This window comes from Streptomyces sp. CB02959 (assembly GCF_002803155.1).
GTDB lineage: Bacteria > Actinomycetota > Actinomycetes > Streptomycetales > Streptomycetaceae > Streptomyces.
The window spans coordinates 1-14,055 of sequence record NZ_NNBP01000021.1; the positions used below are offsets into that span (position 1 = coordinate 1).

The following is a 14,055-nucleotide window of genomic DNA, read 5'->3' on the forward strand; positions in this document are numbered from 1 at the left end:
CGCCGCGCCGGTGCGCCGGTGCCGCCGGGCGCGCCGAAGGGGTCGGCGGGCGGCGCGGGGGCGTGCCGCGCCAGCAGCCGGCCGAGGTAGTCGCCGGACGCGGCGGGCGTCCGCTCGGGCATCTCAGGCATCCGCGCACAGCTCCAGGTAGTAGCGGCGCCGCAGCGGGCTGAGCGCCAGGATCTCGGGCTCGCTCCAGCCGTAGGCCGAGGCGAGCAGATGGACGTCGAGGAGGAGGTCCCGGGCCCAGGCGTCCAGTTCGGTCCACAGGTACGCGGCGATGTCCAGCTCCGCCGGGGTGGCCGCGCCGCACTCCGGGCAGGCGATCTCCAGCGTCAGTTCCGCGCCGGGGTCGGCGGCCTCGGCGGCCTCGGCGAAGCGCTTGAGCACCGGGTCGGGCAGCTGGGCGACCTCCTCGGCGGTGGCCTCCCGGCCGGCCCGCCGTGCGGTGAGCGCGCAGCGTGCCGCGAGCAGCCGCCGGGCGTCCGTGCCGTCCGGTGGTCGGGCGGCGGCCACGGCGGCCAGGTCCGCGGGGGCGGGCAGCCGGAAGCGCAGCGTCCACTCGCCCTCCGCCACCCGCAGGCCGTCCGCGGGCGGCCGCGGGCGGGTGGCCGCCAACTCCGCGGCGTCCAGCTCGAACTCCATCGCCGCACCGCACGCCGGCACCGTGCAGGCGAGCGTGACCTCCATCCGGTCGCCGAACAGCGCCCGGCGCAGGGCGAAGAGGTCGGCCGCCCGCTCCCCGAGCGGCGCCGCGGACAGGGCGTCGGGAGCCGCTCCGGGACGGGCCGCCCGGTGCAGCAGAAGGGCCCGGGCGGCGCCCTGCTCGGCCAGCCCGGCCTCCCAGGTGGCCAGCAGTTCCGCCGGCCCGGTGACCGTCATGCGTTATCCCGCCGCCGCCGCTCAGGCCGGGTGGGTGAACGAGGGCTCCTGGGGTTCGGGGACCTCGTAGTCGCGTTCCCAGCCCTCGCATTCGAGCTTGAGGCTCTGGATGGCCACCGCGTTGGCGTTGGCGTCCATCTCGCCCAGGACCTGGTACTCGCTCGGCCAGGACCGGTAGATCTTGTGCGAGACGGCGACCTGACCGGCCTCGTTGAGGACCTGGATGACGATGTCCTTGCGGAAGTCGGCGAGCGAGACCTCCGAGCCGAGGCCGGCGCCGACCTGCCAGACCTTGTTGGCCCAGCGGTCGAACTCCGGGTCGTGGGTGACCCCGCGCTCCAGGGTGATGCCCTCGAACTCGGAGCGCCCCGGGGACTTCCGCGGGGAGCTGGGGTCGCCGCCGTTGCGGTGCTTGACGACCTCGGTGGTGCGCTTGAGCGGACTGATCTTGCTGACCCCCGCGACCGTCCGGCCGTCCCACAGGACCAGGAACTTGAAGTTCTTGTACGGGTCGAAGCGATGGGCGTTGATTTTGAACTCAGCCATCGGATTCCTTCACGTCGGATTCCTGTACGTCGGCGTCGTGGGGCGGACCCGGGACCGGCCCGTCCGCCGGCCCCGGCGCCCCGCGCCCTAGAGGTCGAACTGGCCGGCCAGCTGCTGGATCTTGACGACCACGAACTCGGCCGGTTTGACGGGCGCGATGCCGACCACGACGTTCACGATCCCGTTCTCGATGTCCGCCTCGGTCGTGGTGTCCTTGTCGCACTTGACGAAGTACGCCTGCCGAGGGGTGCCGCCCTTGAAGGCGCCCTTCTCGAAGAGCGTGTGCAGGTACGCCGAGGCGTTGAGCCGGATCTGCTGCCACAGCTGCTCGTTGTTGGGCTCGAAGACCACCCACTGGAGGCCGCGCAGCAGGCTCTCCTCTACGTGCAGGGCCAGCCGCCGCACCGGGACGTACTTCCACTCGCTGTCCAGGGCGTCCGAGCCCTGGAGCGTCCGGGCGCCCCACACCAGCGGGCCGACCATGGGGAAGGTCCGCAGGCAGTTGATGCCGAGCGGGTTCAGCAGGCCGTTCTCGCGGTCGGTGAGCTTGACGGCCAGCCCGTGCACGCCGGCCAGCCGCGCCTCGGTGCCCGCCGGGGCCTTCCACACCCCGCGCTCGCCGTCGGTGCGGGCGATCACGCCGGCCAGTGCGCCGGACGGCGGGAAGGAGCGCAGCCGGCCGGTGAGCGGGTCGGTGAGCTGGAGCTGCGGGAAGTACAGGGCGGCGTGGTTGCCGCGGACCGCGTCGAAGGCGCCGATCCCGGCCCGCGCGGCGTCCACGCTGCCCCAGGCCGCGGGCGCGTCGACGAGCAGGAACATCCGCCGCTCCTCGCACAGCCGCTGGGCCGCCGAGATCACCGTGACCATGTCGTCGGCCGACTGGTACGAGGCCAGCTCGGGCAGGGAGAGCAGATTGACGTCGGGGATGTCGCGCAGCGCCTGTAGGCCGCTCTTGCGGGCCTCGCTGCCGATGAGGTCGCTCGGTCCCGGCGGGTCGCCGTCCTCGCCGCCGCACAGCGGGAAGACGGGCGGGTTGACCGACGCCTCCAGCCCCAGGTCGTTGGCGCACTCGCCGACGAAGCGGACCACGTCACCGGGGTCGGTGGAACCGGCCACGACCTGGATGCGGCGTCCGAAGGCGATCACCTGCGCGCCCGCGAAGGCGTGCTTGCCGGGGGCGTCCGGCAGGGCGCGCAGCTTGTGCTCCAGCAGCAGCGCCAGCTCGGTGACGTGGCACGGCGGCTCGCCGTCGCCGTCCGGGTCGTAGAGCGTGAACTCCCGCTCCACCTCGCCGATCTTCACGGTCAACTCGACGTTCAGATCGGGGAGTTCGTGGTGGAACGGCTTGGAGACGGTGCCGGACGGGTCCGGGCGGCCCTCGCCCACCGCGACCACCCGGATCAGCGTCGAGCCGGCGTTGACCACGGTCTCGGCGAACCGGCCGTCGCCGGGGTCCATGGACAGGCCGGTGAAGGACTCGCGGGCCGTGCCGTGCGCGTCCAGGACCTGGAGGTTGAAGGTCTCCTCAGGGCACGGGGTGTCGTGGTCCACGGCGACCCGTAGGCCGTCGCCCCAGACGCCGGGCTCTTTGGCGTGCACCTCCAGGACCGGGCACTGGCTGCGGCCCTCGGTGGACTCCAGGGTGACCTGGGCCTCCTTGCCGGTGCCGGCTTTGGCGACCCGGACGATCACCGCGTCGGCGCCGCCGTTGCCGAAGAACTGGTGGACGGCGTAGGCGACCGGGCTGCGCGAGGTCAGGCCGCCGAAGCGGCGTTCGAAGTCGGCGAAGCTGGTGATCCGGACCGGCTGGTTGAGTGGGCCGCGCCGGGTGTGGCCGACGAAGGCGGTCACGGAAGTCGTCACGGTGGTGATGCTGCGGATGCTGCTGGGAAGCTCTTCGACATAGACGCCGGGATAGGTCGTATGTGTCGGCATTCCCCCTCCAATCCCTTCAGGCACCGAGTGTGAGGACACCAAGAAATCGAGAAAACCGGGAGGGATGGGCGGGGAGAAGGGGGAGGGGCGGCGGGTGCGGAAGATTCCACGACGGCACCCCGCGCCGATCGTGGTCGTGCGTCCCCCCGCTACCCATCAAGTTCCCCCGTCTTCATCCGGTGCGAGGCGGTCCGTGATCCGCGGTCCGACCTGCACGGGACCAAGCCCGGACGTGTGCGACTCCGGCTTGTGACTCCTGATGCGTAAGTGCTCAACGCAGTCTGTTCCGGGGGGAGTTGAGGGTCAAGGAGCTTTCCGGACACCCCCTGCGGAGGTCTTGTGTGGGCGCGTCGCACGTTCTGCCCAAACGGTTTCCCGCCTCCCCGCAACCGGAACCGGAAGGGCCGGACCGCCCGGGCGCACCGGGGTCGTTCGGACCCGGCGCCCGAACGGCGCACGACGCCGGAGTGCACGGCGGATGACGGCCCGGCCGCCCCGCACCCGGTCGGCCCTGCGAAATACCTCCGGCGCGCCGAGGCGGCCCTGCGGAAAAGGGGCGGCGGAGTACGTTGGCCAAAAGATCTGTGACCGTAATCACCGCCGGAGTGTGATCTGCGATTTAGGGACGCATGTCCAGCGGCGATACCCTGCGAGACGGACATGCCGCGTATCCGGACACCGTGTATACGCCTCCCCAGTGACAGCGCCGTCACGTTGCCCTTCGCGGCACGCCCATCGCAGACAACGAACCGCGATCACTACGGCGATTCTGAGAAGACAAGGGACGGACGCGCGTGGACCTGTTCGAGTACCAGGCGAGGGACCTCTTCGCCAAGCACGGTGTACCGGTGCTGGCCGGTGAAGTCATCGACACGCCTGAGGCGGCCCGCGCGGCGACCGAGCGCCTTGGCGGCAAGTCGGTCGTCAAGGCGCAGGTGAAGGTCGGTGGCCGCGGCAAGGCCGGCGGCGTGAAGCTGGCCACCACGCCGGACGAGGCCGTCGCCCGCGCGACGGACATCCTCGGCATGGACATCAAGGGCCACACGGTCCACAAGGTGATGATCGCCGAGACGGCCCCGGAGATCGTCGAGGAGTACTACGTCTCCTACCTCCTGGACCGCACCAACCGCACCTTCCTGGCCATGGCCTCGGTCGCGGGCGGCATGGACATCGAGGAGGTCGCCGAGAAGACCCCCGAGAAGCTCGCCAAGGTGCCGGTCGACGCCAACGAGGGCGTCTCCATCGAGAAGGCCCGCGAGATCGTCGCCCAGGCGAAGTTCCCGGCCGACGTCGCCGAGCAGGTCGCCGAGGTCATGGTGACCCTGTGGAGCACCTTCGTCGCCGAGGACGCCCTCCTCGTCGAGGTCAACCCGCTGGCCAAGGTCGCCTCCGGTGACGTCCTCGCCCTCGACGGCAAGGTCTCCCTGGACGCCAACGCCGAGTTCCGCCAGCCGGAGCACGAGGCCCTGGAGGACAAGGACGCGGCTAACCCGCTCGAAGCCGCGGCCAAGGCCAAGGGCCTGAACTACGTCAAGCTCGACGGCCAGGTCGGCATCATCGGCAACGGCGCGGGTCTCGTCATGAGCACCCTGGACGTCGTCGCCTACGCCGGTGAGAACCACGGTGGCGTCAAGCCCGCCAACTTCCTCGACATCGGCGGCGGCGCCTCCGCCGAGGTCATGGCGAACGGCCTGGAGATCATCCTCGGCGACCCGGACGTCAAGTCCGTGTTCGTCAACGTCTTCGGCGGCATCACCGCGTGCGACGAGGTCGCCAACGGCATCGTGCAGGCCCTTGCGCTCCTGAAGTCCAAGGGCGAGAACGTCAGCAAGCCGCTGGTCGTCCGCCTCGACGGCAACAACGCCGAGCTGGGTCGCAAGATCCTCTCGGACGCCAACCACCCGCTGGTGCAGCGCGTGGACACGATGGACGGTGCGGCCGACAAGGCCGCCGAGCTGGCCGCGGCCAAGTAAGGGACGAGGACTCCAACAACCATGGCTATCTTCCTCACCAAGGACAGCAAGGTCATCGTCCAGGGGATGACCGGCGCCACCGGCATGAAGCACACCAAGCTCATGCTCGGCGACGGCACCAACATCGTCGGCGGTGTCAACCCCCGCAAGGCCGGCACCAGCGTCGACTTCGACGGCACCGAGGTCCCGGTCTTCGGCTCCGTCAAGGAGGCGATGGAGAAGACGGGCGCCAACGTCTCCGTCCTCTTCGTCCCGCCGGCCTTCGCCAAGGCCGCCGTCGTCGAGGCCATCGACGCCGAGATCCCGCTGGCCGTCGTCATCACCGAGGGCATCGCGGTGCACGACTCCGCCGCCTTCTGGGCGTACGCCAAGGCCAAGGGCAACAAGACCCGGATCATCGGCCCGAACTGCCCCGGCCTGATCACCCCCGGTCAGTCCAACGCCGGCATCATCCCGGGCGACATCACCAAGCCCGGCCGCATCGGCCTGGTGTCGAAGTCCGGCACGCTGACCTACCAGATGATGTACGAGCTGCGGGACATCGGCTTCTCGTCGGCCGTCGGCATCGGTGGCGACCCGGTCATCGGCACCACCCACATCGACGCCCTGGAGGCCTTCCAGGCCGACCCCGACACCGACCTGATCGTGATGATCGGCGAGATCGGCGGCGACGCCGAGGAGCGTGCGGCCGACTACATCAAGGCCAACGTCACCAAGCCGGTCGTCGGCTACGTCGCCGGCTTCACCGCGCCCGAGGGCAAGACGATGGGCCACGCCGGCGCCATCGTGTCCGGCTCGTCCGGCACCGCCCAGGCGAAGAAGGAGGCCCTGGAGGCCGCGGGCGTGAAGGTCGGCAAGACCCCGTCCGAGACCGCGCTGCTGGCCCGCGAGATCCTCAACGGCTGACGCGCCCCCCTGCCGCTGCCGCCGGTCCTGTCCTGCGGCGGCAGCACCACATGACGGCCGTGGGCCCGTACCCCTTCCGGGTGCGGGCCCACGGCCGTTCGCGCGCATTCCGGCACGCCGGGCTCACTGGACGTCCGGGGCGAGCCGGGCGCCGGGCGCCGCCGTCCGGCGCGCCGCCGCCCGGTGGTGCGCCGCCCGGTGGTGCGCCGCCCGGTGGTGCGGCACCCGACGCACCTGCCGGACCGCCGGTGGCGCCGCCACCCGCGCGGACGGCGCGGACGGGATCGCCACGGCCGGCCGCGGCGGCGGGTGGTGGCCGTCCGGCGCGGTGAGCGTCACTGCCAGCGCCGTCGCCGCCAGCAGTCCGGGCGCCCCGAACCCGGCGCGGGTGGTCAGCCGGGTCCACCGCTCCGCGTCGGCCCGGACCTCCCGCGCGGGCGGCGGCGCCACCGGGCGGGACGCCGCCAGCGCGCCCAGCCGGGCGTGCAGCACCGCACCCTGCCGGTCCGGCGGCAGCCCCGCCAGGCCCAGCTCGGGCAGCCGCTCGGCCAGCCACTCCCGGGCATGCGCCAGCCGCCCGGTCGCCGCCGGGGTACTGGCCTCCACCTCCACCGCGGTCTCGTGCAGCCCCAGCCCGAGCCCGTCGTGCAGCAGCAGCGCGCGGCGGTACGGGGCGGGCAGCGCCAGCACCGCCACCAGCAGTGCGTGGTCGCCCGGCGCGGCCGGCGGCGGCGCGGGCGTCCCCGGCCCGGGGCGCTCGGCGGGCCGCAGCCCGGGGAACAGCCGCCGCCACGGCGCCAGCGCGTAGTCGTGGGCGGCCGCCCGCACCCACCCCACCGGATCCGGGGCCGCCGCCACCTCCGGCCACCGCTGCCAGGCCGTCCGGAACGCCCGCTCGACGGCCCGCCGGGCGAGCCGGGCCCGCCCGGTGAGCACCAGCGCCTGCTGCGTCAACGGCCCGGCGTGCGCGCCGTACAGCGCATCGAACTCCGCTGACGGACAGTCAAAGAGACGTGCTCCACGCCTTTCTGATGCGGTGTCGGAACTCTGGTCGGGCTGCCGCCGGTCGCGCTCGCTCATACCGGAAGTCTGGAAACGCCGGGCGGCGGATCTCGCGCGACACGGCGGACGGATGCCCGGTACGTGGCGGAATCAGGTGTTATTGGCAGCATGGCGGTGTGAGCCAGTTGACCGAACGCGGCACCACGTTGTCCTCGCACGGCCGGACCGCCGCGCGGCGCTCCTCCGCGATCGGCACCGCCGTCGTCAGCGGGGTGACCGCCGCCGGCCTCGGCCTCGGGGCGCTCGCGGTCGCCGTGCTGCTGCTCTGGGTCGCCTCCCCGTACCCGGACAGCGGCCCCTCCCGGGCCCTGCACCTGGCCGCCGGACTCTGGTTCACGGCGCACGGCGGCGGCCTGGTCCGCGAGGCGACGCCGTCCGGCACCCCGGCACCGGTCGGGGTGGTTCCGCTGCTGCTCGCCGCCCTGCCGGTCTGGCTGCTGCACCGCGCCGCGCGGGACACCCTGGCCACGGCCGCCCTCGCGGACGCCGACGCCGCCCCGGCGGCGTCGGCCACCCCGCGCACCCTGCTCGGCGCCCTGCTCGCCGGATACCTGCTGGTCGCCCTCGGCGCGCTGCTCTACGCCTCGACCGGCCGGCTGACCGCCGCACCGCTCTCCGCGCTGCTCGCCGTCCCCGGCACCGCGGTCGCCACCCTCGCCGCCACCGCCTGGCACACCCTCGGGCCGGACGCCGCGGCCCTGCTGCCGGACCGGGTCACGCGGACCTTCGCGACGCTGCCGGGCGCCCTCCGCGCCGCCCTCACCGGCCCCCGCCTGGCCACCGCCCTCCAGGCCGCGGCCGCCGCCACCCTCGGCCTGCTCGCCGCCGGAGCCGCGTTCACCCTCCTCGGGCTGGCCCTGCACGCCGGCCGGTTCGCCGACGACCTGGGCCGCCTCGCCGCCGACTGGGCCGGCGGCTGCACGGTGCTGCTGCTCTGCCTCGCGCTGCTCCCCAACGCCGCCGTCTGGGGCGCCGCCTACGGACTGGGGCCCGGCTTCACCGTCGGCGTGGGCACCGCCGTCGGCCCGCTGGCCACCTCACCGCGCCCCCCGCTGCCGCCCTTCCCGCTGCTCAGCGGCCTACCGGAGCCGGGGCCCGGGGCCTGGCCGGAGCTGGTGCCGGCGCTGGTGGCGCCGGTCGCCGCGGCGGTGCTGCTGGCCCGGTACGCGGCCGGCGACGGCCACCGGTCGTGGCGCCGGACCGCCGGGACGGCGGCCCTGGCGGCGGTCCTGTGCGGGGTGGCGACGGCGGTGCTCGCCGGGCTGGCCGGCGGCGCGCTGGGGTCGGGGGCCCTGGCCTCGTTCGGCCCCAGCTGGTGGCGGACCGGCCTGGCGGCGGCGGGCTGGACGGGGCTGGCCGGGGTGCCCGGGGCGCTGGCGCTGCGCACCTGGCGGCGGCTGTCCGCGCGATCGGCGGCGGAGGGCCGGGTGCCCCGCCGCCACCTGCCCGACCTCCGGTTCCGCCGCCGGTCCGGCCGCGCGGAGCGGAGCCCGGGACCCGACCGGGACCCGGACCGGGAGCCCACCGCCTGAGAGCACGATCAAGAGCACGATCAGGGGTGCGGGGCGGCCTCTCCGGCCGCCCCGCACCCCTGATTGCTACCGCCCCCGCTCCGCTACTGCGGCTCCTGCTGGCTGAGCAGCGGCCGGAGCTGCGGCGGGAGGAGGTTCTCGCAGGACTTGCTCGCCGCCTGGGTCAGCGCGTCGTTCACACAGGTGAAGTAGTCGCGGTAGACGATCTGGACGGTGAACGTCGCGGCCACCATCATCAGCGCCAGCGAGGCGGTCACCAGACCGGCGATCGCGGCGGTGGTCTGCGGCCGGCCCGCCGGGCCGGGGGCGCCGCCGGGCCGGCCCGGCGGGGGCGGGGTGCGGTCGGCGGCCGGGCGGCCGTCCGGGGCCGCGGCGGCCGCCTTCTTCGGGGCGGACGTGCCGCGCAGCGCGCTGACGCCCCAGTAGAGGGAGAGCGAGCCCAGCAGCAGTGCCACCTCCGGCAGGCTGAAGAGCACGAAGAAGAACGCCCACATCCCGGACAGCAGCGCGTAGCGGGCCCGCCGCTGGATGGGGTCGGTGGGGTCCCAGCGCAGCCCGCCGGGGCCGCCGCCCGGTCCGCCCGGCCCGCCGGATCCGCCCTGGCCGCCGCCCCGGCCCGGCCGGCTGCCGAAGTCGCCGCCCTGCCGGCCCGGCTGGCGGTCGCTCCACTGGCTGCCCCAGGCCGGGGGCCCGTCCTGCCCCTGCCCCTGCCCGCCGTCCCCGTTCTCGCCGTGCGCCTGCCCGCCGGACTGGGGGCGCGGGCGCCACTCCTGGTCGGGGGTACCGGCCGGTGGCGGCGCGAACGGGTTGTCGTCCCGGCCGTCGGCGGCGGACCGGCCCGGGGTGCCGGCGGGTGGTGAATCCGGGGCGGACGACGACTTGCGCTCGCGCGGCAGGAAGACCGCCCCGGGGGAGGTGGCGGGCTGGGGGAGCCCCCCAGCGGCAGCGGGGGGAGGGAGGAGGAGAGCCGCGCGGCGGCGTCGGTCCGGCATCTGGAGTGAGTCTTCCCCTTGTCGTGGGCGTCCGCCCGGCCGGTGGGCCGAGCGGGCGGTCACCGTGAACTGCATGCGTTCTCCCGCCCGACGCTACCTCCCGTGCTCGCCCCCGTCCCGTGGGGGCCGCTCGGTGTGCCGGTATCGTTGCTGACGGTCGGCCCCTTCGTAGGGTTCCCCGTATTCACGAAACCCTTCGCTTTGTGCGACCGCACAAACCTCACACCCCACCTCAGACCCGCAAGACCTGTCGAGAAAGACCCCATCGTGGCCTCCTCTTCTCTTCCCGCCCGCTCCGCGCCGGCCCGGATCGTGGTACTCGTCTCCGGATCGGGCACCAACCTCCAGGCCCTCCTCGACGCCATCGCCGAGGAGGGCGCCGCGGCGTACGGCGCCGAGATCGTGGCCGTGGGCGCCGACCGGACCGGGATCGCCGGCCTGGAGCGCGCCGAGCGGGCCGGTCTGCCGACGTTCGTCTGCCGGGTCAAGGACCACGAGGACCGGGCGGCCTGGGACGCGGCGCTCACCGAGGCGACCGCCGCGTACGCCCCCGACCTGGTGGTCTCCGCCGGCTTCATGAAGATCCTCGGCAAGGAGTTCCTGGCCCGCTTCGGCGGCCGGACGCTCAACACCCACCCGGCGCTACTGCCCAGCTTTCCCGGTGCCCACGGCGTCCGCGACGCCCTCGCGTACGGCGCGAAGGTCACCGGCTGCACCGTCCACTTCGTCGACGACGGTGTCGACACCGGCCCGATCATCGCCCAGGGCGTGGTCGAGGTCCGGGAGGAGGACGACGAATCCGCGCTGCATGAGCGCATCAAGGAAGTCGAGCGATCGCTGCTCGTCGAGGTCGTGGGGCGTCTGGCCCGTCACGGCTACCGCATAGAGGGACGAAAGGTACGTATCTCGTGACCGCCACCGAAGGTACGCAGCGGCCCATCCGCCGCGCGCTGGTCAGCGTCTACGACAAGTCCGGGCTGGAGGAGCTGGCCCAGGGGCTGCACGCGGCGGGCGTCCAGCTGGTCTCGACCGGGTCGACGGCCGGGAAGATCGCCGCGGCCGGGGTGCCGGTCACCAAGGTCGAGGAGCTCACCGGTTTCCCGGAGTGCCTCGACGGCCGGGTCAAGACCCTGCACCCCAAGGTCCACGCCGGCATCCTCGCCGACCTGCGCCTTGCGGACCACCGGCAGCAGCTCGCCGACCTCGGCGTGGAGCCGTTCGACCTGGTGGTCGTCAACCTCTACCCGTTCAAGGAGACCGTCGCCTCCGGCGCCACCCCCGACGAGTGCGTCGAGCAGATCGACATCGGCGGCCCCTCGATGGTCCGCGCCGCCGCCAAGAACCACCCCTCGGTCGCCGTGGTCACCAGCCCCGAGCGGTACGCCGACGTCCTCGCGGCCGTGCAGGGCGGCGGCTTCGACCTGACCGCCCGCAAGCGGCTGGCCGCCGAGGCGTTCCAGCACACCGCCGCCTACGACGTGGCCGTCTCCGCCTGGATGACCAACGTCTACGCGCCGGAGGAGGGCGGGGCCGCGCTGCCCGAGTTCCTCGGGGAGACCTGGGAGCGCCGCAGCACCCTGCGCTACGGCGAGAACCCGCACCAGGCCGCCGCCCTCTACGTCGACGGCCGGCCCGGCGGCATCGCCAACGCCGAGCAGCTGCACGGCAAGGAGATGTCCTTCAACAACTACGTGGACACCGAGGCCGCCCGCCGCGCCGCCTACGACCACGACGAGCCCTGCGTCGCGATCATCAAGCACGCCAACCCGTGCGGCATCGCGATCGGCGCGGACGTCGCCGAGGCGCACCGCAAGGCGCACGCCTGCGACCCGCTGTCCGCGTTCGGCGGCGTGATCGCGGTCAACCGCCCGGTGACCGTCGCGCTCGCCGAGCAGGTCGCGGAGATCTTCACCGAGGTCATCGCCGCCCCCGCCTACGAGGACGGCGCGGTCGAGATCCTCGCCCGCAAGAAGAACATCCGCGTCCTGAAGGTCGACGGCACCCCGCACCAGCCCGGTGACCTCAAGCTGCTCTCGGGCGGCGCGGTGCTCCAGCAGACCGACGTCTTCCAGGCCGAGGGCGACGACCCGGCCACCTGGACGCTGGCCACCGGAGAGGCGCTGTCCGCGGACGAGTTGGCCGAGCTCGCGTTCGCCTGGAAGGCGTGCCGCGCGGTGAAGTCCAACGCGATCCTGCTCGCCAAGGACGGTGCGTCGGTGGGTGTCGGCATGGGCCAGGTCAACCGCGTCGACTCCTGCAAGCTCGCCGTGGAGCGCGCGGGCGAGGAGCGGGCGCGCGGCTCCTACGCGGCGTCGGACGCCTTCTTCCCGTTCCCCGACGGCCCGGAGATCCTGATCGCTGCCGGCGTCAAGGCGATCGTCCAGCCCGGCGGTTCGATCCGTGACGAACTCGTCGTCGAGGCCGCCGAGAAGGCCGGCGTGACGATGTACCTCACCGGCACCCGGCACTTCTTCCACTGAGGTCCGGACGGCCCCGCACGGGGCCGGACAGCGCGGAGGGCCGCACCCCTTGCCCGGGGTGCGGCCCTCCGCCGCGTGTTGCGGCCGGGCTCAGTAACGCGGCCGGCTGAACCAGGCGTTGCCCTCGTCCTTGGAGACGAAGACCAGCACGAGAATGCCCAGCACCGTGTGGACCAGGCCGAGCGGGAAACTGCCGAGGCTCACCAGGATGTTGCCGACGCCGAAGACGATGGTGCCGACGCGGACGCCCTTGCCGCCGTTGCCGAACTGCGCGGCCAGCGTGATCGCGGCCCCGGTGAACACCACGATGATCACGATCGCCACGATCAGCAGGCCCTTGCCGACGGCGAACGCCGACATGTCCGAGTAGGGCGAGGACGCGGCGTCGTGCGACGCCTTGCTGACGCCGCCCAGCCCGACCACCGCCAGGACCAGGCCGATGAGGTTCAGGCCGGAGAGGACGAACAGCATCGCCCGGGCCGCCTTGACGCTGCCCGGCATCACCGTCGGGTACGGCGCCTGCATCCCGGGCATCGGACCGCCCGGGTACGCGCCGTACGGGGCCATCGGTTGCTGCGGTTGCTGCGGTTGCGGGGGCTGCTGGGGGTAGCCGTAGCCGGGCTGCTGGCCCGGGGGAGGGCCGTAGGGGTTCTGGTTGGGATAGCTCACGAGCGGTGTCCTTCAGGCGACTTGAGGCGGTATCAGCGAGCGCCACGAAGGCCCCCGGTCGCTGCTGCGAGGGGGCCTTCGCTGGGCGGTTCAGGGCGTCCGTAGGGCCCGGTGCGTCCTTACTGGCTGCGCACGACCACGGTGCCGACGATCTTGTCCGCGAACGTCTGCGACTTCTCGTCCCACAGCGGCCAGAGGTAGCCGATGAGGCAGAAGTTGTCGAGGAAGTGGCAGATCCGGCGGACCAGCGCCATACCGAAGCCGAGCGGCTGGCCGGTGGCCTCCTTGACCAGGCGGATGCCCACGACCTTCTTGCCCGGGCTCTGGCCCTGGCCCTCCTTGACGAGGACGAAGATGATGCCCGCCAGGCCGATCAGCCACGCGAGCCCCATGAGCACCAGGGCGCCGACCGGCGCGCTGGAGGACACCGCGGTGTCGGCCGCGTGCTGGACGCAGGAGTAGTCACCGGGCTGGCAGCTGGAGTAGTCCGGCGTGGTCACCGAGCCGGCCGCCATGATGGCCGCGATGACGTACAGGATGCCCGGCAGCGCACCCACGATGAGACCGTCGATGAGAGCCGCTCCGACGCGCGCTCCCCAGCTCGCGTAACCCTGCGGCATGCCCGGCATACCCGGCATCCCCGGCTGGCCGTACGGGACCTGACCCTGCTGCGGGTAGCCGCCGTAACCCGGCTGGCCCTGCGGCGGGACCTGGCCCTGCTGCGGGTAGCCGTACGGCTGCTGGGGCTGCTGCGGGGCGCCCTGCTGCGGGTAGCCGTAGCCCGGCTGACCGCCCTGCGGCGGGACCGGCGGCTGCTGGCCGTACGGGCCCTGGGGGGCCTGCGGCGGCTGCTGGCCGTATGGGTTGTTCGGGTCACCGAAGCTCATGGTGCTGCTTTCCTCCGTTGGTGTCAGTGGGGGACGACGCGGCGTGACTCGGAGGAAAAACAGGTTGTTTCATGGCCCGCCCCCGACGATGCCTGCGGCACTGCGCCGTCAATCCTTCTAGGTGAGGATTCCGTCTGTCCAGTCAAGGCGGTAAGCCTTTGTGCAACCGCAATGATCATTTCCGGACAACT

12 protein-coding genes are annotated in these 14,055 nt (G+C 73.2%); 5 read left to right on the forward strand and 7 right to left on the reverse strand.

Annotated features, from left to right (window positions below; genetic code table 11):
• Positions 1-123: 123 nt before the first annotated feature.
• From CG747_RS29795 to CG747_RS29805, 3 genes are all read right to left on the reverse strand, one after another.
• The gene (locus CG747_RS29795; RefSeq protein ID WP_100604947.1) at positions 124-882 is read right to left on the reverse strand and encodes a hypothetical protein; all 759 of its coding nucleotides are present in this window, start codon (positions 880-882) and stop codon (positions 124-126) included.
• A 21-nt stretch (positions 883-903) separates the two neighbouring features.
• On the reverse strand, positions 904-1,428 hold the full coding sequence (locus CG747_RS29800; RefSeq protein WP_030279463.1) for a phage tail protein: 525 nt from the start codon (positions 1,426-1,428) through the stop codon (positions 904-906).
• 87 nt (positions 1,429-1,515) lie between these two features.
• The gene (locus CG747_RS29805; protein WP_100604948.1) at positions 1,516-3,363 is read right to left on the reverse strand and encodes a phage tail sheath C-terminal domain-containing protein; all 1,848 of its coding nucleotides are present in this window, start codon (positions 3,361-3,363) and stop codon (positions 1,516-1,518) included.
• A gap of 794 nt (positions 3,364-4,157) precedes the next feature.
• Here CG747_RS29805 and sucC point away from each other — a divergent pair.
• Positions 4,158-5,336, forward strand: a complete 1,179-nt coding sequence (gene sucC, locus CG747_RS29810) for an ADP-forming succinate--CoA ligase subunit beta (protein ID WP_100604949.1) — start codon at positions 4,158-4,160, stop codon at positions 5,334-5,336.
• 21 nt (positions 5,337-5,357) lie between these two features.
• Positions 5,358-6,242, forward strand: a complete 885-nt coding sequence (sucD, locus tag CG747_RS29815) for a succinate--CoA ligase subunit alpha (protein ID WP_100604950.1) — start codon at positions 5,358-5,360, stop codon at positions 6,240-6,242.
• A gap of 123 nt (positions 6,243-6,365) precedes the next feature.
• On the opposite strand, the gene CG747_RS29820 is transcribed toward sucD, so the two are convergent.
• Positions 6,366-7,322 carry a hypothetical protein gene (locus tag CG747_RS29820; RefSeq protein WP_100604951.1) on the reverse strand — a complete coding sequence of 319 codons (957 nt, stop codon included), beginning with the start codon at positions 7,320-7,322 and terminating at the stop codon, positions 6,366-6,368.
• 98 nt (positions 7,323-7,420) lie between these two features.
• Here CG747_RS29820 and CG747_RS29825 point away from each other — a divergent pair, with 98 nt between their 5' ends.
• Positions 7,421-8,836, forward strand: a complete 1,416-nt coding sequence (locus CG747_RS29825) for a DUF6350 family protein (RefSeq protein WP_180985755.1) — start codon at positions 7,421-7,423, stop codon at positions 8,834-8,836.
• An 83-nt stretch (positions 8,837-8,919) separates the two neighbouring features.
• On the opposite strand, the gene CG747_RS29830 is transcribed toward CG747_RS29825, so the two are convergent.
• Entirely contained in the window at positions 8,920-9,828 is a 909-nt protein-coding gene (locus tag CG747_RS29830) for a hypothetical protein (protein ID WP_180985756.1), read from the reverse strand.
• Between the two features lie 267 nt (positions 9,829-10,095).
• Between CG747_RS29830 and purN the strand changes: the two genes are divergently transcribed.
• Together purN and purH are read left to right on the forward strand one after the other, a co-directional pair.
• A complete protein-coding gene (purN, locus tag CG747_RS29835; protein WP_100604952.1) occupies positions 10,096-10,740 on the forward strand; it encodes a phosphoribosylglycinamide formyltransferase in 645 nt (214 codons plus the stop codon).
• On the forward strand, positions 10,737-12,308 hold the full coding sequence (gene purH / locus CG747_RS29840; RefSeq protein ID WP_100604953.1) for a bifunctional phosphoribosylaminoimidazolecarboxamide formyltransferase/IMP cyclohydrolase: 1,572 nt from the start codon (positions 10,737-10,739) through the stop codon (positions 12,306-12,308). Before purN ends, purH begins: the two co-directional genes overlap by 4 nt.
• Before the next feature lie 90 nt (positions 12,309-12,398).
• Here purH and CG747_RS29845 read toward each other — a convergent pair whose 3' ends face one another.
• Positions 12,399-12,977 carry a hypothetical protein gene (locus tag CG747_RS29845; RefSeq protein ID WP_100604954.1) on the reverse strand — a complete coding sequence of 193 codons (579 nt, stop codon included), beginning with the start codon at positions 12,975-12,977 and terminating at the stop codon, positions 12,399-12,401.
• Positions 12,978-13,096: 119 nt separating this feature from the next.
• Entirely contained in the window at positions 13,097-13,864 is a 768-nt protein-coding gene (locus tag CG747_RS29850; protein WP_100604955.1) for an RDD family protein, read from the reverse strand.
• Between the last annotated feature and the right edge of the window lie 191 nt (positions 13,865-14,055).

Bases quoted from the DNA above. Each gene is read 5' to 3' on its own strand.
- CG747_RS29795 (WP_100604947.1), bottom strand. From the start codon at position 882: ATGACGGTCACCGGGCCGGCGGAACTGCTGGCCACCTGGGAGGCCGGG.
- CG747_RS29800 (WP_030279463.1), bottom strand. From the start codon at position 1,428: ATGGCTGAGTTCAAAATCAACGCCCATCGCTTCGACCCGTACAAGAAC.
- CG747_RS29805 (WP_100604948.1), bottom strand. From the start codon at position 3,363: ATGCCGACACATACGACCTATCCCGGCGTCTATGTCGAAGAGCTTCCC.
- sucD (WP_100604950.1), top strand. From the start codon at position 5,358: ATGGCTATCTTCCTCACCAAGGACAGCAAGGTCATCGTCCAGGGGATG.
- CG747_RS29820 (WP_100604951.1), bottom strand. From the start codon at position 7,322: ATGAGCGAGCGCGACCGGCGGCAGCCCGACCAGAGTTCCGACACCGCA.
- CG747_RS29830 (WP_180985756.1), bottom strand. From the start codon at position 9,828: ATGCCGGACCGACGCCGCCGCGCGGCTCTCCTCCTCCCTCCCCCCGCT.
- CG747_RS29850 (WP_100604955.1), bottom strand. From the start codon at position 13,864: ATGAGCTTCGGTGACCCGAACAACCCATACGGCCAGCAGCCGCCGCAG.